The sequence below is a fragment of the Clostridium pacaense genome (assembly GCF_020709765.2).
Taxonomy (GTDB): domain Bacteria; phylum Bacillota; class Clostridia; order Lachnospirales; family Lachnospiraceae; genus Enterocloster; species Enterocloster hominis.
On the sequence record NZ_JAJFEB020000017.1, the window covers coordinates 1 to 23,550 of the forward strand.

General features: G+C 51.6%; 19 protein-coding genes, 1 pseudogene and 1 other annotated feature. Of the genes and pseudogenes, 12 read left to right on the forward strand and 8 right to left on the reverse strand.

Translation table 11 applies throughout. From position 1 onward, the window contains the following. A partial coding sequence (locus tag LK536_RS51240; RefSeq protein WP_506092215.1) for a DUF6783 domain-containing protein occupies positions 1–61 on the reverse strand: 61 nt, incomplete at its 3' end. Here LK536_RS51240 and LK536_RS51245 point away from each other — a divergent pair. Both LK536_RS51245 and LK536_RS51250 read left to right on the forward strand, forming a co-directional pair. Further along, a pseudogene (locus LK536_RS51245) lies at positions 38–97 on the forward strand (hypothetical protein); the annotation flags it as partial. The gene LK536_RS51240 and the pseudogene LK536_RS51245 overlap by 24 nt on opposite strands. A 16-nt stretch (positions 98–113) precedes the next feature. Beyond that, on the forward strand, positions 114–824 hold the full coding sequence (locus LK536_RS51250) for a hypothetical protein (protein WP_227796801.1): 711 nt from the start codon (positions 114–116) through the stop codon (positions 822–824). Between the two features lie 183 nt (positions 825–1,007). Here LK536_RS51250 and LK536_RS51255 read toward each other — a convergent pair whose 3' ends face one another. The 3 genes from LK536_RS51255 to LK536_RS51265 are packed head-to-tail and all read right to left on the reverse strand — an operon-like array spanning position 1,008 to position 3,865. Beyond that, positions 1,008–1,781, reverse strand: a complete 774-nt coding sequence (locus LK536_RS51255; protein ID WP_120058086.1) for an ABC transporter ATP-binding protein — start codon at positions 1,779–1,781, stop codon at positions 1,008–1,010. Further along, entirely contained in the window at positions 1,774–2,721 is a 948-nt protein-coding gene (locus LK536_RS51260; protein ID WP_227796800.1) for an ABC transporter permease, read from the reverse strand. The genes LK536_RS51255 and LK536_RS51260 overlap by 8 nt, the downstream gene beginning before the upstream one ends. Positions 2,722–2,752: 31 nt before the next feature. Further along, complete coding sequence (locus LK536_RS51265; protein ID WP_120058088.1) at positions 2,753–3,865, reverse strand: ABC transporter substrate-binding protein; 1,113 nt, start codon at positions 3,863–3,865, stop codon at positions 2,753–2,755. 217 nt (positions 3,866–4,082) lie between these two features. Further along, positions 4,083–4,320: a binding site (T-box leader), on the reverse strand. 197 nt (positions 4,321–4,517) lie between these two features. Here LK536_RS51265 and LK536_RS51270 point away from each other — a divergent pair. The 3 genes from LK536_RS51270 to LK536_RS51280 are packed head-to-tail and all read left to right on the forward strand — an operon-like array spanning position 4,518 to position 6,494. Beyond that, on the forward strand, positions 4,518–5,033 hold the full coding sequence (locus tag LK536_RS51270) for a cysteine hydrolase family protein (RefSeq protein ID WP_025487035.1): 516 nt from the start codon (positions 4,518–4,520) through the stop codon (positions 5,031–5,033). Between the two features lie 12 nt (positions 5,034–5,045). After that, complete coding sequence (locus LK536_RS51275; protein WP_008716685.1) at positions 5,046–5,681, forward strand: cytidylate kinase-like family protein; 636 nt, start codon at positions 5,046–5,048, stop codon at positions 5,679–5,681. A gap of 39 nt (positions 5,682–5,720) precedes the next feature. After that, positions 5,721–6,494 carry a ZIP family metal transporter gene (locus tag LK536_RS51280; protein ID WP_008716683.1) on the forward strand — a complete coding sequence of 258 codons (774 nt, stop codon included), beginning with the start codon at positions 5,721–5,723 and terminating at the stop codon, positions 6,492–6,494. Between the two features lie 148 nt (positions 6,495–6,642). On the opposite strand, the gene aroA is transcribed toward LK536_RS51280, so the two are convergent. The 3 genes from aroA to aroF all read right to left on the reverse strand — a co-directional run bounded on the left by aroA (position 6,643) and on the right by aroF (position 10,175). Next, entirely contained in the window at positions 6,643–7,920 is a 1,278-nt protein-coding gene (aroA, locus tag LK536_RS51285; RefSeq protein WP_227796799.1) for a 3-phosphoshikimate 1-carboxyvinyltransferase, read from the reverse strand. A gap of 25 nt (positions 7,921–7,945) precedes the next feature. Continuing rightward, positions 7,946–9,079, reverse strand: a complete 1,134-nt coding sequence (locus LK536_RS51290; protein ID WP_227796798.1) for a prephenate dehydrogenase — start codon at positions 9,077–9,079, stop codon at positions 7,946–7,948. Positions 9,080–9,152: 73 nt separating this feature from the next. Continuing rightward, a complete protein-coding gene (aroF, locus tag LK536_RS51295) occupies positions 9,153–10,175 on the reverse strand; it encodes a 3-deoxy-7-phosphoheptulonate synthase (RefSeq protein WP_227796797.1) in 1,023 nt (340 codons plus the stop codon). Positions 10,176–10,630: 455 nt separating this feature from the next. Here aroF and LK536_RS51300 point away from each other — a divergent pair, with 455 nt between their 5' ends. The 4 genes from LK536_RS51300 to LK536_RS51315 all read left to right on the forward strand — a co-directional run bounded on the left by LK536_RS51300 (position 10,631) and on the right by LK536_RS51315 (position 17,542). Further along, on the forward strand, positions 10,631–11,980 hold the full coding sequence (locus LK536_RS51300) for an alanine/glycine:cation symporter family protein (RefSeq protein WP_227796796.1): 1,350 nt from the start codon (positions 10,631–10,633) through the stop codon (positions 11,978–11,980). A gap of 247 nt (positions 11,981–12,227) precedes the next feature. Next, complete coding sequence (locus LK536_RS51305) at positions 12,228–14,324, forward strand: elongation factor G (protein WP_120058094.1); 2,097 nt, start codon at positions 12,228–12,230, stop codon at positions 14,322–14,324. A gap of 333 nt (positions 14,325–14,657) precedes the next feature. After that, entirely contained in the window at positions 14,658–14,822 is a 165-nt protein-coding gene (rd, locus tag LK536_RS51310) for a rubredoxin (RefSeq protein WP_008716663.1), read from the forward strand. Positions 14,823–14,974: 152 nt separating this feature from the next. After that, the gene (locus LK536_RS51315; protein ID WP_227796795.1) at positions 14,975–17,542 is read left to right on the forward strand and encodes a diguanylate cyclase domain-containing protein; all 2,568 of its coding nucleotides are present in this window, start codon (positions 14,975–14,977) and stop codon (positions 17,540–17,542) included. Here LK536_RS51315 and LK536_RS51320 read toward each other — a convergent pair. Then, positions 17,531–18,139 carry a Crp/Fnr family transcriptional regulator gene (locus tag LK536_RS51320; RefSeq protein ID WP_227808092.1) on the reverse strand — a complete coding sequence of 203 codons (609 nt, stop codon included), beginning with the start codon at positions 18,137–18,139 and terminating at the stop codon, positions 17,531–17,533. The two genes, LK536_RS51315 and LK536_RS51320, sit on opposite strands and share 12 nt — an antisense overlap. Positions 18,140–18,313: 174 nt before the next feature. Here LK536_RS51320 and LK536_RS51325 point away from each other — a divergent pair, with 174 nt between their 5' ends. The 3 genes from LK536_RS51325 (at position 18,314) to LK536_RS51335 (ending at position 23,280) form a co-directional block, all read left to right on the forward strand. Further along, positions 18,314–19,339, forward strand: a complete 1,026-nt coding sequence (locus LK536_RS51325; protein ID WP_227796794.1) for a CPBP family intramembrane glutamic endopeptidase — start codon at positions 18,314–18,316, stop codon at positions 19,337–19,339. A gap of 221 nt (positions 19,340–19,560) precedes the next feature. After that, positions 19,561–21,870, forward strand: a complete 2,310-nt coding sequence (locus tag LK536_RS51330) for a hydratase (protein ID WP_227796793.1) — start codon at positions 19,561–19,563, stop codon at positions 21,868–21,870. Positions 21,871–21,939: 69 nt separating this feature from the next. Beyond that, positions 21,940–23,280 (forward strand): citrate synthase, encoded by a 1,341-nt coding sequence (locus LK536_RS51335; RefSeq protein ID WP_025487043.1) that lies wholly within the window; start codon positions 21,940–21,942, stop codon positions 23,278–23,280. The last annotated feature ends 270 nt before the right edge of the window (positions 23,281–23,550 follow it).

The window sequence follows — 23,550 nt, forward strand, 5'->3', positions numbered from 1 at the left end:
CGCCTCCCTCATCGGGACCAAATCTCCCACAAAGTGGAACGCACAGCTGACGGAAAGCAATTTTCAAACACGCCCTAAATCAGGGCATTACTTATGAAAAGGAGAAGATAATATTGAGAAAATATCGATTATATGCAGCAGGAATCTGTGCAGCAGTGGTACTTGGCGTAGGAGGGTGTGCTTCCAATGCAAACGCAGGCACCACCACGGCAACACAGGAGAGTAAAGAAGCCACAAAGGAAGAGACAACGGTGGCAGACACCGTTGTGGAGTCAGTGACAGGAGCCATTGAGAGCATGGAAGAGAGCGAGCCCGAAGCGCCCCAGGCCATCCGTATATTCGGACCAGTGACCAGGACAGAGGACGGCAGGCTTTCCATTGACAATCAGTCAGGCGTAAGCAGCAGCGGTGAGATCATCCTTAACGTTGCGGATGAGACTTACATACTGGATGCGGTCAGCGGCCTTCCTATCAAGCTGGAGGACATCAAGGACGGCGATACCATCTACGCCTACATAGGGCCGGCCATGACCATGAGCCTTCCGCCAATGACCAACGCAACCGTGATATTCGCCAACATACCGGCTGATGCAAAGGTTCCGGATTATGTGGAAGTCAAGTCCATGATAACAGACGCATCCACATCCAAATCAGTGCTTACAGCCGTTGACGGAACAGAGTACACACTTGCAGACGACTGCAACATATTCCCATACCTTACAAGGAATATCGTTACCCTTGACGATTTAACCCAGGGCAGGAAGTGCGTGGTCTGGGCAGATGATGAGAACTCGGCAGTGAAAATCATGGTGTTTGCTGAGTAATAAGAGAATGAAGAAAAACGGGCGTTGCCCTGAGGGAATCCATCTGGTACCCTTCAGGACAACGCCCGTTTTCATTGCGTATGCATATTCCGGCCCGGCTGTTATAAACAGCCCATTCCAGTTAACCTGATACTATCAGGCTGTTACCATCAGTATGTTACCATCAGTCTGTTACCATCAGCCTTAATTTCCGCACTCAATACTTATCTCATTAAAACGCTCCAGGATATCATCAATCTGCATCTCCTGTTTTTCCCTGCCTTCCTTGTCTATGATGGCGCGTCCCTGGTGCATCATGAGCAGGCGGTCGCCGTATTCCACGGCGTAGCGCAGGTTGTGGGTGACCATGATGGTGGTCAGTTCCTTTTCCTTGACAATCTTATCCGTCAGTTCCATGATGGTTTCCGCTGTCTTGGGGTCCAGGGCAGCCGTGTGTTCGTCCAGGATAAGGAACTCGATGGGGGTCATGGTGGACATGAGGAGCGCCATGGCCTGGCGCTGGCCGCCGGAGAGCACCCCAACCTTTACATCCATTTTATCCTCCAGGCCAAGGCCAAGGGAGCGGAGGGATTCGCGGTAGTATTCCACACGCTGCCGGTTGGTGCCCGGGCGGAGGTTGAATGACCTGCCTTTGTTATCGGCCAGGGACATATTTTCCAGGATTGTCATGGATGGGCAGGTGCCCATGGCCGGGTTCTGATATACCCGCCCGATACGGCGCTGCCGCTTGTATTCCGGCATCCTGGTGATGTCCTCATTACCGATGATGATATGGCCCTCGTCCAAGGGGATGCTGCCGCAGATGATATTGAGCATGGAAGTCTTGCCGGAACCGTTGCTGCCCACCACGGAGACAAACTGATGGTCCTTGATGGTAAGGCAGAAATCCTCAAACAGGCACATTTCATTGATTGTGCCGGCATTGTAGTATTTATTGATGTGTTTCAGTTCAAGCATGGCTCTTTACCTTCTTTCCCCTGGAGGAGCTTAAGACCAGGATGATGAGGAACAGGATGGCTGTAATCAGCTTTAAATCCGAGGCAGTGACGGATATGGTAAAACGGAGGAAACCAAGATTGACAGGGATATCGTTCAGCAGCAGGGCCAGGGATACACAGGCCTTGTATATGATGGAACCGATGATGACTGCAGTGGTGGATTTGACAAAACCAAAGCGTTTAAACAGCTGGGTCCCAATGATTACATTGGCCAGCCCGATGACAATGGTCCCGGTGCCGATGGAGATATCGAAAAATCCTTTCTGCTGGCAGTACACACTGCCTGCCAGGGCCGCGAAGCCGTTGGCAATGGCAAGGCCCACGATTTTCACCATTCCCTTGTCCTTGGCCAGGGAAGTGACAAGTACGTCGTTATCACCCACTGCTCGCAGCAGGTAGCCGGAACGCGTCTTAAGATAGGCATCCAGAAGCAGCTTGCAGACCAGCACGATCACAAACAGGATAATGGTCACCACATAAGGGGAAAGCGCATTGGGGACGGTTTCCGTGAGGAATGGATTGCTGAAAATCGTGTCCTTGCTGAAGATGGGAAGGTTGGACTTTCCTGCAATCCTCAGGTTGATGGAGTAAAGGGCGGTCATGACAATGATTCCTGACAGCAGGTCGCGTACCTTGAGCTTTACATGGATCAGGCCAGTGACGCATCCGGCCAGGGCACCTGCACCAAAGGAGAGGATGAGGGCCAGGACCGGATGGATGGTCCCGATGAGGGGCAGGCCGTTGGAAATGCCGACGGCGGTAAGGGCAGCGCCCAGGGGAAATGTCCCGTCCACGGAAAGATCTGGAAAATCCAGAATCTTATAGGTGATATATACGCCAAGGGCCATGATGGCATAAACCAGGCCTTCTTCAAAGATACCGAAAATAATCGTTGTCATGATGTTCCTCCCAAATCAGTATGAACCCTTCTTACTGTGCAATCTCAGTAAAAATCCCCGCCGCATCGGCAGTAAGGCTTTCCGGCAGTGTAATCCCAAGATTTTCAGCCACCTTGGTGTTGCCGTAGAAAGCAGCTTCCTTGATGGTTTCGTAATTCATTTCGCTGGCTTTCTTCTCGCCCTTTAATACCTGTGCAGCCATATGGCCGGTCTGTTTTCCAAGTTCGATATAGTCCAGGCCCATGGCTGCCAGACAGCCGATTTTGACCTGTTCGATTTCACTTCCGAATACCGGGATTTTTTTCGCTTCCGCCTTATCCAGGATGACAGGAAGGGAGGCGACCACGGTGTTGTCAGTCAGGTTGGTGATGCAGTCCACTTTGCTGATTAAGGTATCTGCTGCCAGGGAAATGTCGGCGGAGGAGGAGATTCCGGTGTCTACAATCTCAAACCCGTAGTCAGGCGCAAGCTCCTTGTATTCCGCAATGGCTGATTCAGAGTTTACCTCGCTGGTGGTGTACATGATGCCGATGCGCTTTGCGTCCGGAAGGATTTCACGGATCATCTTTAACTGCTGCTCAACCGGCAGTTTGTCGCTGGTTCCCGTAATCTCGCCTACCGGGGTCCCGCTGGCATCAGCCAGTTCGGCTGCAACCGGGTCTGTGACGGCCGTAAAGATGACCGGGGTGCCGGATTTCTTGGCAACACCGTATTCTGCCTGGGCCATGGGGGTTGCGATACCGCACATCAGGTCCACGTCCCTGCCTGCGAAGTTGGTGGCGATCTGGCTGGCGGTCCCGCCGTCGGCCTGGGAGTTCTCATAGAGGACGGTCAGGTTCTTGCCTTCCTCGATTCCGGCCTCGGCAAGGCCTTCCAGGAAGCCCTCGCGGCAGTTGTCAAGGGAACCGTGTTCCGCAAACTGTCCAATGCCGATGGTATAGGAACCCTCCCCGTCTGCCTGGCTCCCTGCCGTCTCCGTATCAGAAGCCGTTCCGGCGGAAGTCTCCTGGTTTCCTGTGGTATCCTTGGCGGCTGCCTCGGAAGATACCTGTGCGGTGGTCTGGTCCTGTGAAGATGAACCGCATCCTGCTAACAGGGATGCGCTTACGGCTGCGGCTAAAAGCATTGCGATTGTTTTTTTCATAATTAAAATCCTCCTGAATGATTGTTTTGATTCCATGATCTGTTTTCTATGGTAAGTAATGAACTGCGTTGGGAAAGGACCATTGCTGTCCGGGTTACAGGCTGCGCGCTGCCTGCAGGTCCCGGCCGTCAATCTGACCCATGGCTGGTTTATGGCCGTACATCTTAAACAGGTCCGGCAAGGGGACAAAAAAACGTCCCAATTACGGTTATACCATAATTGAGACGAATAAAAATCCGCGGTGCCACTCAAATTGACTGAAAAGTCCACTTTACACATACCAACATATGTGCCGCATGAATAACGGTTGCGGAATCCGTCGGTCCCTACGGAACTATCTTTCAGGACCGCCCTCAAAAGTCCATTCAGCTGCCAGCCTTATACCGCAATCCCACCACCTGCGGCTCTCTGTGTTAATGCTTTGGAAGCTTACTCCTCTTTCTCTACGGTTTGATTTATTAACCCGTATCTTAATACAACGGATTCAATTTGTCAATAGGGTTTTTAAATTTTGTGAAAATATCTTTAATTGATTGTCAAAATGTGATAGACTGTAAATGACAGGAAAGGCAATGTCCGCAAGGATGCTGCCGGAACCTGAGAGGCATTGGCACTGGGAAGCGCCGGTGCTAATAACAAGGAGGATAGTTACATGAGCCGTTTACTTGTAGTAGTGGATATGCAAAAGGATTTTGTGGACGGATCCCTGGGGAGTAAGGAAGCCCAGGCCATTGTCCCTCATGTGATTGACAAGATTAAGGCTTACGGAAAAGCGGGCCAGGAAGTCGTGTTTACACTGGATACGCATTCTGAGGATTACATGGATACAATGGAAGGTAAGAAGCTTCCGGTCATCCATTGTGTCAAGGGGACTCCGGGCTGGGAACTGGTTGAAGGGCTTAAGGAGTTTGAGGGAAAACGGTTTGAGAAGGCTACCTTTGGCAGCCGTGAACTGGCTGATTATGCGGCCCTTGGACGGTATGAAAGTGTGGAGTTAGTAGGCCTTTGTACGGACATCTGCGTAATCTCCAATGCCATGCTGATTAAGGCAGTGATACCGGACACACCCATCCAGGTGGATGCATCCTGCTGCGCAGGGGTAACCCCGCAAAGTCATGAGAACGCGTTAAATGCCATGAAAATGTGCCATATTGATATAATAGGATAAGGGGGCATGATGATGAGTGACAAACATTTTGTAATAACCATTGAGCGCCAGTACGGAAGCGGCGGACGGCTGACAGGCAAGCGGCTGGCAGAGGAACTGGGCATACATTTTTATGATGAAGAGATACTTAAGATGACATCGGAGACAAGCGCCATCGGGGAGCAGTATTTCCGGCTGGCAGACGAGAAGGCGGGCAATAACCTGCTGTACCGCATTGTGACCGGCATGAAGCCGGAGCTGACAGAGCCGGAGAGGGATGGGCATAATATCACATCCCCGGAAAACCTGTTCCGTTTCCAGTCATCCGTCATCCGCGGCCTGGCTGCATCGGAACCCTGCATCATTGTCGGGCGGTGCGGCAACTATGTGCTGCAGGATCAGATGGATAACCTGATACGCATCTTTGTATATGCGGACACGGTTACAAGGATCCGCAGGGTCATGGATGTGGATAAGGTGGATGAGGCGGAAGCGCTGCGCCGCATGAAACGGATTGACAAGGAGCGGACGGAGTACCACCGCTACTTTACAGGCAGGGAATGGATGGATATGGAGAATTACGACCTGCCCATCAATGCCAGCCGTATTGACTATGACCAGATGATCCAGCTGATTAAGGACTATCTGAAGCTGCGCGGTTTCCTGTAGGGACAGCGCAGTGCCAAGCATTAGGACAGAGGTATGAACATGAATATTTTTGCAGGAATCATGATTCCTTTCATAGGGACCACAGCCGGAGCGGCCTGTGTCTTTTTCCTGAAAAATGCCTTACGGCCCAGGGTCCAGAAAGCATTCCTGGGCTTTGCATCCGGGGTCATGGTGGCTGCATCCGTGTGGTCCCTACTGATTCCGTCCATGAATATGAGCCAGGACATGGGGAAGCTGGCATTTGTACCAGCATCCATAGGATTTTTGTTAGGAATCGGCTTTCTGCTGGTCCTGGATGAGGTGATTCCCCATCTCCATATGGATTCGGATGAACCGGAAGGCCCCAAGGGCAGCTGGAAGAAAAGCACCATGCTGGTGCTGGCGGTGACCCTTCACAATATTCCGGAAGGAATGGCGGTGGGGGTTGCCTTTGCAGGGCTTATGTCCCAGAACAGTACCATCACCATGGCAGGCGCCCTGGCATTATCCGTGGGTATTGCCATACAGAATTTTCCTGAAGGGGCTATCATTTCCCTGCCGCTTAAGGAGGCCGTGGGAAAGCCCAAGGCTTTTGTGTACGGCATGCTGTCCGGCATAGTGGAGCCGTTGGGCGCATTCCTCATGCTGGCCCTTTCGGAAGTACTGGGACCGGCATTGCCGTATTTCCTGTCCTTTGCGGCAGGAGCCATGATTTATGTGGTGGTGGAGGAGCTGATTCCGGAGTCGGCCCAGGGGGACCATTCCAATGTGGCAACCATTGGATTTGCCGCCGGATTTGTGGTCATGATGATTTTAGACGTGGCATTGGGGTAGAAGCTAAGCTAAGGTAAATGAAAAGCTAAGGAAAATAAAAAGCTAAGGTAAATGAAAAGCTAATGCAAATAAAAAGCTGCGGTCCGTTTTTCGTGCTCCCTGTAAAGGGGCATGGAGGGCCGCAGCTTTTTTTGTGGTTTTTATATGATTACTTCATTAATTGTTCCAGGTCATGGTAGAACCCGGGATAGGAGATATTCACGCAGTCAGCGTCCTTTATGTCTGTGACACCGTCAGCGCAGAGGGCGGTGACGGCAAAGGTCATGGCGATGCGGTGGTCCTTCCTGCTGTCAATGGAGGCGCCGTGGAGCGGCTTTTTGCCGTGTATGATCATGCCGTCCTCTGTTTCGGCCACATGGGCGCCCATGGCCTTAAGGTTTTCAACCATCACGGCAATACGGTTGGATTCCTTGACCTTTAATTCAGCGGCATCCCGTATGACGGTATCACCCTCAGCCATACAGGCCATGGCGGCAATCATGGGGAGTTCGTCAATAAGGGTAGGGATGATGGCTCCTTTGATTTCCGTTCCGCGGAGGCTGCTGCTGCGGACCAGGATATCGGCAGTCGGCTCTCCGGCGCCTGACGTCACATTCAGCAGCTCAAGGTCAGCGCCCATATCCTGGCATACGCGGATGATCCCGTCCCTGGTGGGATTGATGCCCACATTCCGGATAAGCAGCTGTGAGCCGGGAACCATAAGTCCTGCGGCGATGAAATAGGCGGCAGAGGAGATGTCCCCGGGAACCATGACCTGGGCGCCGTGAAGCTCCCTGGCCGGCTGGATGGTGCACGTGGTCCCGGAAGCCTTAATGTCTGCGCCGAACAGGTCCAGCATGATTTCCGAATGGTTCCTGGAGACATAAGGCTCTGTCACGCTGGTGGGGGAACCGGCGTATAATCCGGCCAGGAGGATGGCTGATTTGACCTGGGCGGACGCAACCTTTGAGGTATAATGGATGCCTTTTAAGGGACGTCCCTTGATGAGCAGGGGCGCACATCCGTTGCCGTTCATGCTTGTGATGTCAGCCCCCATAAGGGAGAGCGGTTCCATGATGCGCTTCATGGGACGTTTCCGGATGGATTCGTCCCCTGTCAGTGTCACATCAAATTCCTGGGCACAGAGAATCCCGGATATGAGGCGGGTGGTGGTGCCGCTGTTGCCGCAGTCCAGCACGTCCTGGGGCCGCCTAAGGCCGCGCAGCCCATTGCCCCTGACAATGACGCGGTCATGGTTATTCTCAATGTCAATACCCATTTTTTGGAAACAGGCAATGGTGGAGAGACAATCTGCCCCCTGAAGGAAGTTGTGGATTTCCGTGGCGCCTTTTGCAATGGAGCCGAACATGACGGCCCGGTGGGAGATGGATTTATCCCCCGGAACCGTGATTTCTCCGTGAAGTCCATGTGATTTTCTGAATTCCATAATGATTATCCTGTCCTTTCAATGATTACATGCTGAACATTTCGTATTTGTACTGGTCCAGGCGTTTCCAGGCAGCTTCCATGGAGGACTCGTCATAAAATGCAATCTTAAGGGCGCCCTCCCCGCGTTCCCGGTTATTGTTGATGCCGATATTTTTAATGCTGATGCCTTTGGCTGCCAGGATGACCGATATGGTGGAAATGGCTCCGATCTCATCGGCAACATCCACGGTAAATTCATAGGACGGTTCCACGGACCCCTTGGCCCTGTCCGTGATGGAATTGCGGTAGTCCCGGGATGTCTCAAACAACTGGTAGATGGAGTCCCCGCAGTGCCCCCTGACCTGGGCCAGTATCTGGTTCAATGAGGCGATGTATTTTTCCAGTATATCTGCAATCGGACCCACATTGGTCATGCAGATCTGCTCCCACATCTCAGGGGAGGAGGAAGCAATCCTGGTGATATCCTTGAAACCGCCGGCAGCCACCTGCTTCATGGTGCCCTGGGCCGTATCATTGTCTTTTACCAGATTCACAAGGCTGGATGCCACAAGGTGCGGGAGATGGCTGATGGCAGCAACCACCTTGTCATGTTCCCGGTAGTTAAGCACAAGGGGGATTGCTCCAATGGTCTGTGCCACTGCGATGATCCGCCTGGCATTGGCGCCGGGTTCCGGGGCAGAAGAGGGTGCGCTGCCTTCGGGAGGCGTGACGATGTAATAGGCATTTTCCAGGAGATGGTCCGTGGAGTTTTCATAGCCTGTTTTTTCCGAACCGGCCATGGGATGGCCGCCCACGAAGCAGTCCTCAAGTCCCTGGCGGATGATTTCTTCGTGAATGCCGCACTTGGTGCTTCCAACGTCCGTAATCAATGCGCCGGGCTTGAGATACGGGCGGATGGAAGAGAGGTAGGCGGCGTTATATTCCACGGGCGTACAGAGGAAAATCAGGTCGCACTCCCTTAGATTTTCATCAATCCCATCCAGTATCACGTCCACAACGCCGTCTTTTTTTGCCTGTTCCAGCCTGTTCCTGGAACGCATGTATGCCATGATTTTTATGTCCGGCCGGGCACGTTTGATGCCCCTGGCAATGGAGCCGCCGATGAGTCCCAGACCGATGAAGCCCAGGGTGGAGTCTGTCATCCTTATTTTTTCCATGGTTAATCCTCCTGTAAAGAAAAGCACTCTCTGATTGAGGGAGTGCTGGAAAAACATTTTACACGCGCGGCAGTCATCTTGCTTCAAATGTACGGTCGGCCAGGTCTGCGTATGGCTTTAAGTCCTGCATCAGCTGTTCAAAGGCAGGGAAGGTCAGGGACTGTGGCCCGTCGGACAGCGCCTTGGCCGGGCAGGGGTGTACTTCAATCATCAGTCCGTCCGCACCCACCGCAATGGCCGCCTTGGCCAGGGGCTCCACATAAGCCCTTACACCGGTGGCGTGGCTTGGGTCCACGATGATGGGGAGATGGCTCTTCTGGCGGATGACGGGAACCGCGCTGATATCCAGGGTATTCCTGGTGGATGTTTCATAGGTGCGGATGCCGCGCTCACAGAGCACGATATTGGGATTCCCTTCGGAGATGATATATTCGGCAGCATTGAGCCACTCGTCAATGGTGGCGCTTAACCCACGCTTTAACAATACCGGAAGACCGGATTTGCCTGCCTCTTTTAAAAGCTCAAAGTTCTGCATGTTCCTTGCGCCGATCTGCAGCATATCCACATATCTGGACGCAGCTTCTATGGCATGGAGGCTGGTCACCTCACAGATCACATTAAGACCGGTGGCCTCCCTGGCCTCCTTCATATACTTAAGCCCTTCTTCTTCCAGACCCTGGAAGGAGTAGGGTGAGGTGCGGGGCTTGTAGGCGCCGCCGCGGATGAAGGTGGCGCCGGCTTTCTTAACCGCGAAGGCGGTCTCCAAAAGCTGGTCCTTGGATTCGATGGCGCATGGGCCTGCCATGACGGTCATGGTTCCAGGGCCGATATGGGTGTTGCCGACCGGGATAATGGAATCCTCCGGGTGGAATTTCTTGTTGACCAGTTTGTAGGACTCGGTTACGGCCACTACCTTGTCAACACCTTCGCTGATTTCGATGTTGCTGCCCTGGAGCCTGGTCTTATCGCCCACCACGCCCACGATTGTGACCTGGGACCCCTTGGAAAGGTGGACCTGCAGGCCCTTGGATTCAATGATATGTGTTACTTTCTGGACTGCTTCGTCTGAAGCATTTGGTTTCATTATGATAATCATGATATGTACTCCTTATTATGTCCTGCGTGTCAAATGCGGCTTACATACATATTGCAGCTGCCAAAGGCACGTTTCAGTCACGCTCTAGTGTACGCCATCTGCTTGTAAATGTCAATACTTTATCACTTTAAACTTCAACGCTTTTATGTATATTAGTGAATGCGCATATGGGGACGGGAGCGCATGGAATAAGGATAAATGGAATAGGCGCACATGCAGTCAGGCACATGCAGTGGGAAGGACAGGCTCATTGACTTGGTACATTAACGGTGCTATAGTGGGCTTAAAGAGAAACGTGAATATCGGGGGGTGGTTTGCAGATGATTGTATGAACTGCCATATCGGCAACTGCCGCACGGAGAAGCACCAGGGGGAATGTGCGGCAATACAGTTCCTGTAGGGAGCGGCCGGCAGTTGGATACTGACCGCAGTCAAAACAAAGTGGAGGTATTGGTATGTTTGATGCACTGGTAAACATCACTGAATTTTTATGGGGAACCCCGCTGATGATCCTGATGGTGGGCGTGGGCTTATATCTGTCCGTGCGTACGGGCTTTTTCCAGATTACCGGTTTTGGAACGGTATGGAAAAAGACCTTGGGGGAAGTTTTTAAGAAGGACAATGAAAGTGAAAAGGGAGAAGGACAGCTAAAGCCATATCAGGCACTGTCCACGGTGCTGGCAGGAACCATCGGCAGCGGCAACATTGCAGGCGTGGCAGCGGCCATTGCCATCGGCGGGCCTGGAGCCGTGTTCTGGATGTGGGTGATTGCCCTGGTCGGTATGATGACCAAGATGGCAGAAGTGACCCTTTCCGTGGCTTACCGGAAAAAGGGGGAGAACGGGGAATATTACGGCGGTCCCATGCACTATATTAAAGAAGGGCTGGGCGGGGGAGCCGGACGGTTTTTCGGCGGCTTTTATGCGGTGGCGCTTTTTATACTGGTGGTCACGGATGCCTGCTTTGTGCAGACCAACACCCTTGCCACATCTGCCCAGGATACATTTGGCATCCCGCTGGTTGTCAGCGGCATCATTCTGGTTGCCCTGAGCGTTTTCATCATAGTGCGCGGCGGTGTGGAAAAGATTGGTGACTTCTGCGGCAAGGTGGTTCCTCCCATGTGCGTCATATATATCATAGGCGCACTGGTGGTGGTCATTGCCAATATCGGAAGGGTACCGGAAGCCTTTGGCATGATTTTCAAGTATGCGTTCGCGCCCATGCCGGCAGCCGGCGGGTTTGCAGGATCTACCATAACCCTTGCCATGGGACGCGGTGCGTCAAGAGGTATCTTCTCCAATGAGGCCGGTGAAGGAACCGCCGCAACGGTCCATGCAACGGCCCAGACAGACCATCCGGCCCATCAGGGGATGTACGGGGTCATGGAGGTATTTATTGATACAATCATCATCTGTACACTGACTGCACTGGCCATCCTATCCAGCGGCGTGTGGAACAGCGGCGATACAGGGGCAGTCCTTACACTGGCTGCATTCAGGACGGTCTGGGGCAGATGGGGTACCTATATCCTGTGCATTGCAATTGTGCTTTTTACCTATTCCAGTTACCTGGGGTTCTTTGTGGAGTACAGGACCAGTGTGGAGTATCTGTTTGGGGAGAAGAACGTGAAGGTCCTTCAGTGGTTCTTTTTCATTCCCCCCATCATTGCGGTGACCATGCCCATCGAGGCCATCTGGTCACTGGCCGATATGGCGGTTGGGTTTATCGTGATTCCGAACATGATTGCAATCCTGCTGCTGAGCGGGACCTTTGTCAAGCTGTTTAAGGAGTATACGGATAAATAAATACCCGAAGGACGGATGCTGGAATATATTAAGGGCCGCACCGTGGGCATAAGCGGCCATGAAGGCAGGACCGGGCGTCCAATCTGACGCCGGTCCTGCTTGTCCAATACACTTTAGGCCGTTTTTCCGGGCTGTGCCATAAAAAATTGCAATAATGTTGTGCAAATGACATAAAAAGCTTGAAAAAATCAGAAAAATTTAGTAAAATATACGCATGGCTTAAATTTTATATACAGGAGGGAAATTTATGAACGTATATGGTACTGAACAAATCCGCAACGTTGTATTACTTGGACATGGAGGCGCCGGTAAGACGACAGTTGCGGAAGCATTGGCGCTGGTGACTGGTGTTACAAAGCGTATGGGCAAGGTGCCTGACGGCAACACCATCAGCGATTATGACAAAGAGGAAGTCAAGAGACAGTTTTCAATTTCCACCACGCTGATTCCTTTGGAATATGAAGGGGAGAGCGGGCCAATTAAGATTAACCTTCTGGATACGCCGGGATTTTTTGATTTTGTAGGAGAAGTAGAGGAGGCCATCAGTGTTGCTGATGCAGCCATCATAGTTGTGAACTGTAAGGCAGGTATTGAACCTGGAACAGAAAAGGCATGGGAGATGTGTGAAAAGTACAAGCTTCCCAGGCTGATTTTCGTGACCAATATGGATGATGACCATGCCAGTTACCGTGAACTGGTAGTAAAGCTGGAGACACGTTTCGGACGTAAGATTGCACCCTTCCAGCTGCCAATCCGTGAGAATGAAAAATTTGTAGGTTTCGTCAATGTGGTTAAGATGGCAGGACGCCGTTTCACGGAATTAAGCGATTATGTTGAGTGTGAGATTCCTGAGTATGTAGAGAAGAACCTGACCATTGCCAGGGACGCCCTGATTGAGGCTGTTGCCGAGACCAATGAAGAATATATGGAACGCTATTTCCTGGGAGAGGAGTTTACACAGGAGGAGATTTCCACCGCACTCCGCGAGCACGTGATTGAAGGCGAGATCGTGCCGGTCATGATGGGTTCCGGTATCAATTGCCAGGGCTTTAAGGTGCTTCTTCAGTCCATTGACAAGTATTTCCCGTCACCTGACCATTTTGAGTGTATCGGTGTTGACGTATCCACAGGCGAACGTTTTACCGCCAAGTACAATGATGACGTATCCCTGTCCGCAAGGGTGTTCAAGACCATTGTTGACCCGTTCATCGGCAAATACTCCCTGATGAAGATCTGTACCGGTACGTTAAAAGGCGATACGGTTGTCTATAACGTGAATAAAGACACGGAAGAGAAAATCGGCAAGTTATATATCCTGCGCGGCAAGGACCAGATTGAGGTCCAGGAGTTAAGGGCCGGTGATATCGGCGCGGTTGCAAAGCTTACCGTGACCCAGACCGGGGATACCATGGCTGTCCGCACGGCGCCGATTGTCTACCATAAGCCAGAGATTTCCACTCCGTACACATATATGGCATATAAGGCAGTGAACAAGGGCGAGGATGATAAGGTATCCACAGCGCTGTCACGTATGATGGAAGAAGACCAGACCCTTAAGGTGGTCAATGATGCGGAGAACCGTCAGGCGCTGCTGTATGGTATTGGCGACCAGCAGCTGGATGTGGTGGTAAGCAAGCTTCAGAGCCGTTATAAGGTTGACATTACTTTGACCAAACCTAAATTTGCATTCCGTGAAACCCTGCGCAAGAAGGTTAAGGTACAGGGTAAACATAAGAAGCAGTCCGGCGGACACGGACAGTACGGCGATGTCATCATGGAATTTGAGCCGTCTGGCGACTTAGAGACACCCTATGTATTCGAGGAAAAGGTATTTGGCGGTTCCGTGCCGAAGAACTACTTCCCGGCTGTTGAAAAGGGACTGCAGGAATGCGTCTTAAAAGGACCGCTGGCAGGATATCCGGTGGTTGGCCTGAAGGCAACCCTGTTGGATGGTTCCTACCATCCTGTTGATTCTTCTGAGATGGCGTTTAAGATGGCGACCATCCTGGCGTTCAAGCAGGGCTTCATGGACGCTGGCCCTGTGCTCTTAGAGCCCATTGCCTCCCTTAAGGTTACGGTTCCGGATAAGTTCACAGGAGATGTCATGGGCGACCTGAACCGCAGGAGAGGCCGTGTGCTTGGAATGAATTCCAACCACAATGGCAAGCAGGTCATTGAGGCTGATATTCCTATGTCAGAGCTTTTCGGATACAATACGGACCTGCGTTCCATGACCGGCGGTATCGGCGTGTTCTCCTATGAGTTCAGCCGTTACGAGCAGGCGCCTGGAGATGTGCAGAAGCGTGAGGTTGAGGCCAGGGCTGCGGCAAAGGATGGGGAATAAGCAGCAGCCGTATACCTGTACGGTCCATAGATGGAATGGTATGTTGTGATGAAAGCATGCTGCCCGCAGATTTTGCGGGCAGTGTTTTTTCCGGTTTATGCGGAACAGCAGCATGGAATGGCAGACAGGGCAACATGAAAATATAAGTACGGAATGACATCCGCCTGCATGGGCCGGGCTGGAGCTGCATATAATAAAGGTATTGTGATAAAATATAAAATATTTCAATATGTGTTGCAAATGTCACAGAAAAACAGGAATGAATATGATATATTAATCACATCAAAGGGAAATACAAATTAAAATAAATTTTAAATACAGGAGGAAATAATAATGAAGAAATATGTATGTGATCCATGTGGATGGATATATGATCCTGAGGTTGGCGATCCGGACGGCGGTATTGCGCCTGGAACAGCATTTGAGGATATTCCGGATGATTGGGTATGTCCGCTCTGCGGCGTTGGGAAGGATATGTTCTCTGAAGTTGAAGAGTAATATGGATTTGTAAGGTTAAGACAGGGCAAAACACCTCTTTCAGGCAGATTTACTGGAAAGAGGTGTTTTTTTGTGAAATTCCCCTTGAGTATGAACTGGGAAGAGTTTACAATATAAAGTAGACTTCATTACGTGGTAGAGAGGGTACTTTTATGACTGAGGAGCAGATAAAACTGTTTAAGGATACGTTTCTGGCCATGATACTGGACCAGATGCACTCCAATATCTATATATCAGATACGGAGACAGATGAGATCCTGTATATGAATCAAACGATGAAAAAGGCCTTTGGACTTGAGGACCCGGAGGGGAAGTGCTGCTGGAAGGTCCTGGAGAAGGGGATGGAACGGCGGTGCGAATTCTGCCACATAGACCTTCTGAAAAAGGGGGAGGAGGGCAATGAAAGCTCCTGGCGTGAGAATAATGCACTGACCGGGCGCAGTTATCAGAACTATGACAGCCTGCTCCGGTGGAACGGAAGGATTTATCATATACAGAATTCCGTGGATGTGACTGAATATGATAAGATGTTTTATTCTGCGCGTATGGACGAACTGACCCAGATGCTTAACCGGAGAGGCGGCAACGAGCGTCTGGTACAGACCATTGAACAGGCGGAACGGGAAAACCAGATCCTTACCCTTGTCCTGTATGATATAAATGAACTGAAGCGTGTGAATGACCAGTATGGGCACAGCGCAGGGGATGCGCTTTTGCGTTATGTTGCATCCATTACCAAAGAAGGCCTTGGCAGGCTGGACTTCATGTTCCGCCTCAGCGGGGATGAGTTTGTGATGCTTTTCTATGGACGGAGCAAGGCAGAGGTGGAGGAAAGCATGAAGCGTATCCTCCTGCGGGCCAGACAGGACAGGGAACGCCTGGACGTGGACTACGGGGTTCCGTTCAGCTATGGCCTTACGGAGATATATCCGGGGGAAAACAGTTCCATTGATGAGATAATCGCCAGGGCGGATGAGCAGATGTACATACAGAAAAGGGATTATCACATCAGCCGCGCCAAGGAGGCGTTAAAGGAAGGAAAGGAATGCGGGACAGGCAGTCTCTTTGATTATGACAACGAGACATTTTACCAGGCCCTTACTGCCAGCACGGAGGATTATATTTTTGTGGGTGATATGGGCACAGGGGTGTTCCATTATCCCCAGGCCATGGTTGATGAGTTCGGCCTGCCCGGCCAGGTTGTGAAGAATGCAGCCGCTTTCTGGGGCGGGTTAATCCATCCCCATGATGAGGCGTATTTCCTGGAAAGCAACCAGAACATAGCGGATGGCAGGGAGGATTACCACAACATTGAATACAGGGCCAGGAATGTAAAGGGCGAGTGGATATGGCTTCGATGCAGGGGGAAGATGGTGAAAAACCAGGATGGGACCCCGGGACTGTTTGCAGGCATGATTACCAATCTTGGAAAACGGAACCGGATTGACCATATGACCGGGCTTTATAATAAATATGAGTTCGAAGGTGATATAAAGAAGTACCTGGTGGACCACACGGAGGTGGATACCATTGGAATCATGATTCTGGACCTGGATTCCTTTAAGAACATCAACGACCTTTATGACAGGTCCTTTGGGGATGAGGTGCTTCGCATCACGGCCCAGAAGGTGTCATCCATGCTTCCTGCCAATGCCAAGCTTTACCGGCTGGACGGGGATGAGTTCGGGGTCCTGTGCCTGGGCTGCGGTGAAGAGGAGGGCTGGGATATTTTTGCCAAAATCCAGCAGGTATTCCACAAACAGCAGGAATACAGTGGAAGGAAGTACTACTGTACCATTTCCGCAGGCTATACCACTTATCCGAAGGACGGGGATAATTACCTGGAACTTTTAAAATGTGCCAACTATTCCCTGGAGCATTCCAAGCTGATGGGTAAAAACCGTATGACCGTGTTTTCCAAGGATATCCTTGACCGGAGGGAACGGCGGCTGGAACTGGTTGAACTTCTGCGTGAGAGCATAGACAGGGGGTTCGCTGGTTTTTCCATCCACTATCAGCCCCAGGTGGACACACGGACAGGAAGCCTTCAGGGCGCGGAAGCGCTGGCCAGGTGGCATTGCAGTAAGTATGGGGATATCTCACCGGGAGAATTCATTCCGCTTCTGGAACAGAGCGGGATGATCATAAATCTGGGACGGTGGATTTTCTGCCATGCAGCCGCGCAGTGCAGGGAGTGGTGCAGGTATATGCCTGATTTTCAGATGAGTATCAATCTTTCCTATGTACAGCTGGCAGAGGATGATATCATACCGTATATGGAAGATACGCTTAAGGAACTGGATCTTTTGCCGTCCCATGTCGTCATGGAACTGACGGAAACCTATCTGGCAACAGCGGACGGGGAGACGCTGAAGATGCTGAATGATATGAAGGCAACCGGTATACGGGTAGCCATGGATGATTTTGGCGTTGGGTATTCTTCCCTGTTCTCCCTTAAGACCATTCCGGTGGACATTGTAAAGATTGACCGCGGGTTCGTCAAGGGCATTACGTCAGATCTGTTTAACGCCACTTTCATACGTTCCATCACGGAACTGTGCCATGACGTGGGCAAGCAGGTGTGCCTGGAAGGGGTGGAGTCAGGAGATGAGTACCAGGCAGTGAGAGAACTTGGTATGGAACATATCCAGGGCTTTTATTTTGGGCGCCCCGAGACCCCTGATGTTTTTGAAAGAAGGCTTAAGCGTCTAAAGGAGTAGGCGTACGCTGCGCTTATCCATCTCAATCAGATGTTCCTTCTTCATGCGGCCCAGTTCCCGGGTCATGGCGCTCCTGTCAATGGAAAGATAATCGGCCAGGTCCACCATGGTAAAGGGAAGGCAGAAGGAGGAACTTTTTGCCTGCCCGGCCAGCTGGAGGAAATAACATATGAGCTTTTCGCGGATGGTGCGCTGGGATAAGACCTCCACCCTGCGGCTCAGGTTAAGGGCGCGCTCGGATATCATGTCCAGAAGATTCTGGGTCAGCTGGTGGTGGTGCCGGCACGCCTTGGTGCAGGGGGAACTGATGGTTGCATAGTGTATGAAAAGCACATCGCAGGCGCTGTCGCTGATAACGCTGATTCCCGCGTGTTCATTTCCGTCACAGGACAGCAGGTGGCCAAAGATGTCCTGGGGTCCAAGCCGCTCCAGGATGGTCCTGGCTCCATTGAATTCATAACGGACCACGGAGGCGCTGCCTTTGCCGATGATACCGATATCGTCAAAGCCCTTGTCGTAATCACATATTATATCGCCGGCCCGGAACTGTCTGGTCCTGCCGTCCAGGCAGGTGAGCAGGCTTTTATATTCTTCCATGGATATATCTTTAAATAAGTTTTTCTGAAAATATTCTGTCATCTCTTTTACCCTGCTATTATTTATGGTATGATAATGAATATCATAATACTTTTCTGTTGCAATTGCAACAGAAATATACCAAATTCACACAGGGAGAAAAGAACATAACATATGATGCAGGAAGAGGACTACATGGCAAGGCAATTGGAGGAAGAGGCAAAGGCGCTGGGAAGGAGGCAGAGAAGGCAGTTTTCCCATGTGGGTCTGGTGGCTGCCGCTTTTATGATAGTGACATTCCTGGCCCAGATTGCGGTGATTGCATTTGCGGGTTTCATTAACTACCTGTTAGGCGGGATCATGGATTTATTCAGCGGGGCGGGACTCATCCTACTGTCCGCCATACCCATGTACTTTGTGGCATTTCCCGTGTCCGTGGCCCTGATCCAGCTGATTCCCAAATGCGGTCATGCGCAGAGGCAGCCCTGGGGAATCGGCAAGTTTGCGGCCTGCCTTGTGATTTCAGTGGGAATCGGGCTGGCAGGGAACCTGCTGGGGCAGTTTGTGGAATGGTTCAAGCCTTCCGGCGTGGATGACAGCCAGCTGAACGAACTGCTGATGAATTCCGGAGTGTGGATGACGGTGCTGTTCACCGTGCTCATGGCCCCGGTTGTGGAGGAACTGTTTTTCAGGAAACTGCTCATGGACCGGCTTCTGGGGTATGGGGAAGGACCGGCCATCCTTATGTCGGGCCTTATGTTCGGGATGGCCCATGGTAATTTCTCCCAGTTCTTCTATGCTTTTGGAATCGGCGTCCTGTGGGCCTATGTATATGCCAAGACGGGAAAGGTGGGCTATACCATTGCGTTCCACATGATTTTTAATCTTTTGGGCGGCGCCATTGCAGTTGAACTGACCAAAGGCGCCAGCGGGGCCTTTGACGGCTCCTGGTTCGTTCAGGGAATGGAACGGATGCTGTCAGTGGACCTTAGCGCTGTCATAGCCGCCGTATCAGGCTTTCTCATGGTAGGGTATTTTGTGTTCATGGTGGCCTGTCTTGTAGGAGGTATTGTGCTGTTGATCCTGTACCGCAGACAGATTCACCTTGAACCTGGGACATGGCCCATTAAAAAAGGCACACGTTTCAAGACAGTGGTTTTAAATGTGGGCATGATTCTTTATTTTCTTGTGTGCATCAGTCTTTTTGTCATGAACTGGTAGGCTATACCGCCGCTTTGCAGTGATAAAGCTGTAATGGGTGACAGTGAGTGGCATGTGAAAAATAAAATGAACCACAATATAAAAGCTGTGGAAACTACAGTAAAAAAGCTGGACAAATCGAAAATTTTGCTTTATAGTATTAAACAATGAAGGCAAAGGGGCATGCGCCATGAACAGTGCGGCCCTTTTTTGTAAAATATATAAGACCGGAGGTAAAGGAAATGGTATCATTATATGAAAACGGTATTTACCTGGTAAATGGGACGGAGATTGTTCCGGAAGCAGAAAGCGGGAAAGTGAAGGCCCTGACCGGCAGGGCGGCGGATAAGGAAGCTGCCAGGAAGGGAACCATCGCATATTCCATTCTTGAGGCACACAACACATCTGATAATATGGAACATCTGAAGCTCCGTTTTGACAGCATGGCCAGCCACGACATCACCTTTGTGGGCATCGTGCAGACGGCCAAGGCATCCGGTATGGAGCAGTTTCCCATTCCTTACGTACTGACCAATTGCCATAACACGCTCTGCGCAGTGGGCGGCACCATCAATGAGGATGACCACATGTTCGGGCTTTCCGCTGCCAAGAAGTATGGCGGGATTTACGTGCCTCCCCATATTGCGGTCATCCATCAGTATATGAGGGAAATGATGGCGGGCTGCGGGAAGATGATCCTTGGCTCTGACAGCCACACTCGCTACGGCGCGCTGGGAACCATGGCAGTGGGCGAGGGCGGCGGTGAGCTGGTAAAGCAGCTGCTTCGGGATACATACGACGTGGCCTATCCAGGCGTGGTTGCCGTGTATCTTGACGGGGCGCCGCGTCCGGGCACAGGACCTCAGGATATTGCCCTGGCCATCATAGGAGCCGTGTTTAAGAATGGCTATGTGAAGAATAAGGTAATGGAGTTTGTGGGACCGGGCGTTGCCTCCATGCCCACGGATTACCGCAACGGCGTTGATGTGATGACCACGGAGACCACCTGTTTAAGCTCCATCTGGAAGACGGATGAGGATACCAGGGATTATCTTGCAAAACACAACCGGGCAGAGGACTATAAGGAGTTATCCCCGGCTGATGTGGCATATTACGACGGCTGTGTTTATGTGGACCTGTCCACGGTAAAGCCCATGATTGCCCTTCCCTTCCATCCAAGCAATACATATGAGATTGATGAGCTGAAGGCCAACATGCAGGATATCCTTGCAGGCGTTGAGAAGGAAGCCGCCAGGATATCAGGCGGCAAGGCGGAATTTACCCTTCTTGACAAAGTGATAGACGGCGGACTGATGGTACAGCAGGCAGTGATTGCAGGCTGTGCAGGCGGAACCTACAGCAATGTAATAGAAGCAGCCCATGCGCTGAAGGACAGGAACTGCGGCTGCGATGAATTTTCACTGGCAGTATACCCGTCCTCACAGCCTGTATTCGCAGACCTTGTGAAGAAGGGGGCTGTGTCTGACCTGATGGATGCAGGAGCCATCATCCGTACGGCGTTCTGCGGCCCATGCTTTGGCGCCGGGGATACCCCCTGCAACAATGGACTCAGCATCCGCCATACCACCAGGAACTTCCCAAACCGGGAAGGCTCCAAGCCTGGGAACGGACAGATGGCGGCAGTGGCGCTTATGGATGCACGTTCCATTGCCGCCACCGCGGCCAACGGAGGCAGGCTTACCTCTGCCTGGGAGATGGACTGCTGGGGCAATGTGCCTGAATATGGGTTTGACGACATTTCCTATAAGAACCGTGTGTATATGGGGTATGGAAGCGGGAATACGGATAAGGACCTTATCTACGGTCCGAACATTAAGGACTGGCCGGAGATGAGTCCCCTGGCAGACAATATCCTTCTAAAGGTATGTTCCAAGATCATGGACCCGGTGACCACCACCGATGAACTGATTCCATCCGGCGAGACTTCCTCCTACCGCTCCAATCCGCTGGGACTGGCAGAGTTTACCCTTTCCAGAAGGGACCCTGAGTATGTGGGACGCACAAAGGAAGTGGATAAGTTAGAGAAAGCAAGGGTTCAGGAAGGCGCTGACAGGGAACTGGAGCTGGAGCCAAGGCTTAAGAATATATTTAAGGCCATCAACCAGATTGAGGGCAATGAACAGGTGACGGTAAAGGATACGGAGATTGGCAGCATGATTTATGCAGTGAAGCCGGGGGACGGCTCTGCAAGGGAGCAGGCTGCCAGCTGCCAGCGGGTTATCGGAGGCCTTGCCAATATATGTAAGGAATTCGCAACCAAGCGCTACCGCTCCAATGTGATGAACTGGGGAATGGTCCCCTTCCAGATGGAGGCAGATCCTGAGTTTGAAGTAGGGGATTACATCTATGTTCCCGGCGTCCGTGCTGCCCTTGACGGGGATTTAAAGAACATCAAGGCATATGTCCTTGGGGACGGGGAAAAGGAAGTTCCGGTAAAGACACTGGATTTATATATTACGGATATGACCGCGGAGGAACGTGAGATTGTAAAGGCAGGCTGCCTGATTAATTATAACCGGGGCAGACACTGATAGAGGATTGGTTTGGCAGGCGTAGGTGGTACTGTGTTCCAGTACCGGTCTTAGAGAGGAGTAATGACAATGGTTAAGGAAAGCTATCTTGCACAGTTTTATGGGAAGTCCCAGAATTATACAGATATCCCCAATAAGTGGTATAAGGAATACAATGTAAAAAAGGGTCTCCGCAATGAGGACGGAACCGGTGTCCGTGTTGGCCTTACCAGGGTGGCGGACGTGGTCGGCTATGAGGAGACGGAGGAAGGGATTAAGGCTATTCCCGGCCGCCTGCTTTACCGCGGAATCGATGTGCTGGACCTGGTTAACGGTAAGAAGGGCAGCCATTTTGGATATGAAGAAGTATGTTTCCTGCTGTTGTTCGGATACCTTCCCAAGAAGGCGGAACTGGAGAAATTCTGTAACGTGGTAAGACGCTGTTATACAATCCCGGATGAATTCGTGGAAATGAACCTGCTGCGCCTTCCCGGCAAGAACCTGATGAACAAGCTGATGGACGCGGTCCTGACCCTCTATAACTATGATGACGATCCGGATAATACAGATGTATACCAGACCCTGGTAAAGGGCGTGAACCTGCTGGCAAAGCTGCCCTCCATTGCATGCTATGCATACCAGAGCAAGGTGCATTATTATGACAGGGAGAGCCTGTTCATCCACTATGCCAATCCGGAATACTCCATTGCTGAGAATTTCCTCAGCCTGCTGAGAAAGGACCAGAAGTTCACATCAAAGGAAGCAAGCCTCCTCGATACCATACTCATGCTTCATGCGGACCACGGCGGCGGCAACAACTCCACCTTCACCAATGTTGTGATTGCCTCTACCGGAACGGATATCTATTCTACCGTGTGCGGCGGTATCGGTTCCCTGAAGGGACCGCGCCATGGCGGCGCCAATATCAAGGTGGCTGAAATGATGGATGCGGTCCTGGAGGAAACAGGCGGCTATGACGCAGATGATTCAAGGATCCGTCAGGCCGTCAGGAAGCTCATGTCAGGCGACCTCTACGACAGGTCTGGCCTGGTATATGGTTTCGGGCATGCGGTTTACACGGTATCCGACCCCCGTGCCGAGGTCTTAAGGGCCTGCTGCATGGAGGTTGCCAAGGAGCAGAACCATATGAAGGAGCTGGATTATTATATGCGGTTCGAGCGCATTGCCAAGGAAGTCATGGAGGAGATAAAGGGCAAGGCCCTTCCCACCAACGTGGACTTCTACAGCGGCTTTGCATATGGGATGCTGCGGATCCCAAGGGATTTGTATACGCCGCTCTTTGTATGCAGCCGCGTAGTGGGCTGGGTTGCCCATAATATAGAGAATAAGCTGTATGATGGCCGTATCATGCGTCCTGCGACTAAGTATGTGGGCGATAATATGGATTATGTGGCCATGGAAGATAGGTAGGGATTTTGAAAAAGCAGGGGGAGCGGCGGAGTTACGCGACCTCTGCTTTTTGGTGTTCCCGGAACCAGAGGCGGGAGTCAGGCGGGCTTGCGGTTCCTGGTTCCGGGCATATGGTCTGCTAACTCAAAAAGACAGCAAAATCAGGGCACCGCGCCAACTACAGAAGAAATCTTGATGATTTTTCTTCCGTAGGCGCTCTGCGTTCGGGCTTGGTGGCCCTCACTCGACCCTGTTTTTGCTGCCTTTTTGAGCAAGCAGACCATACACCCT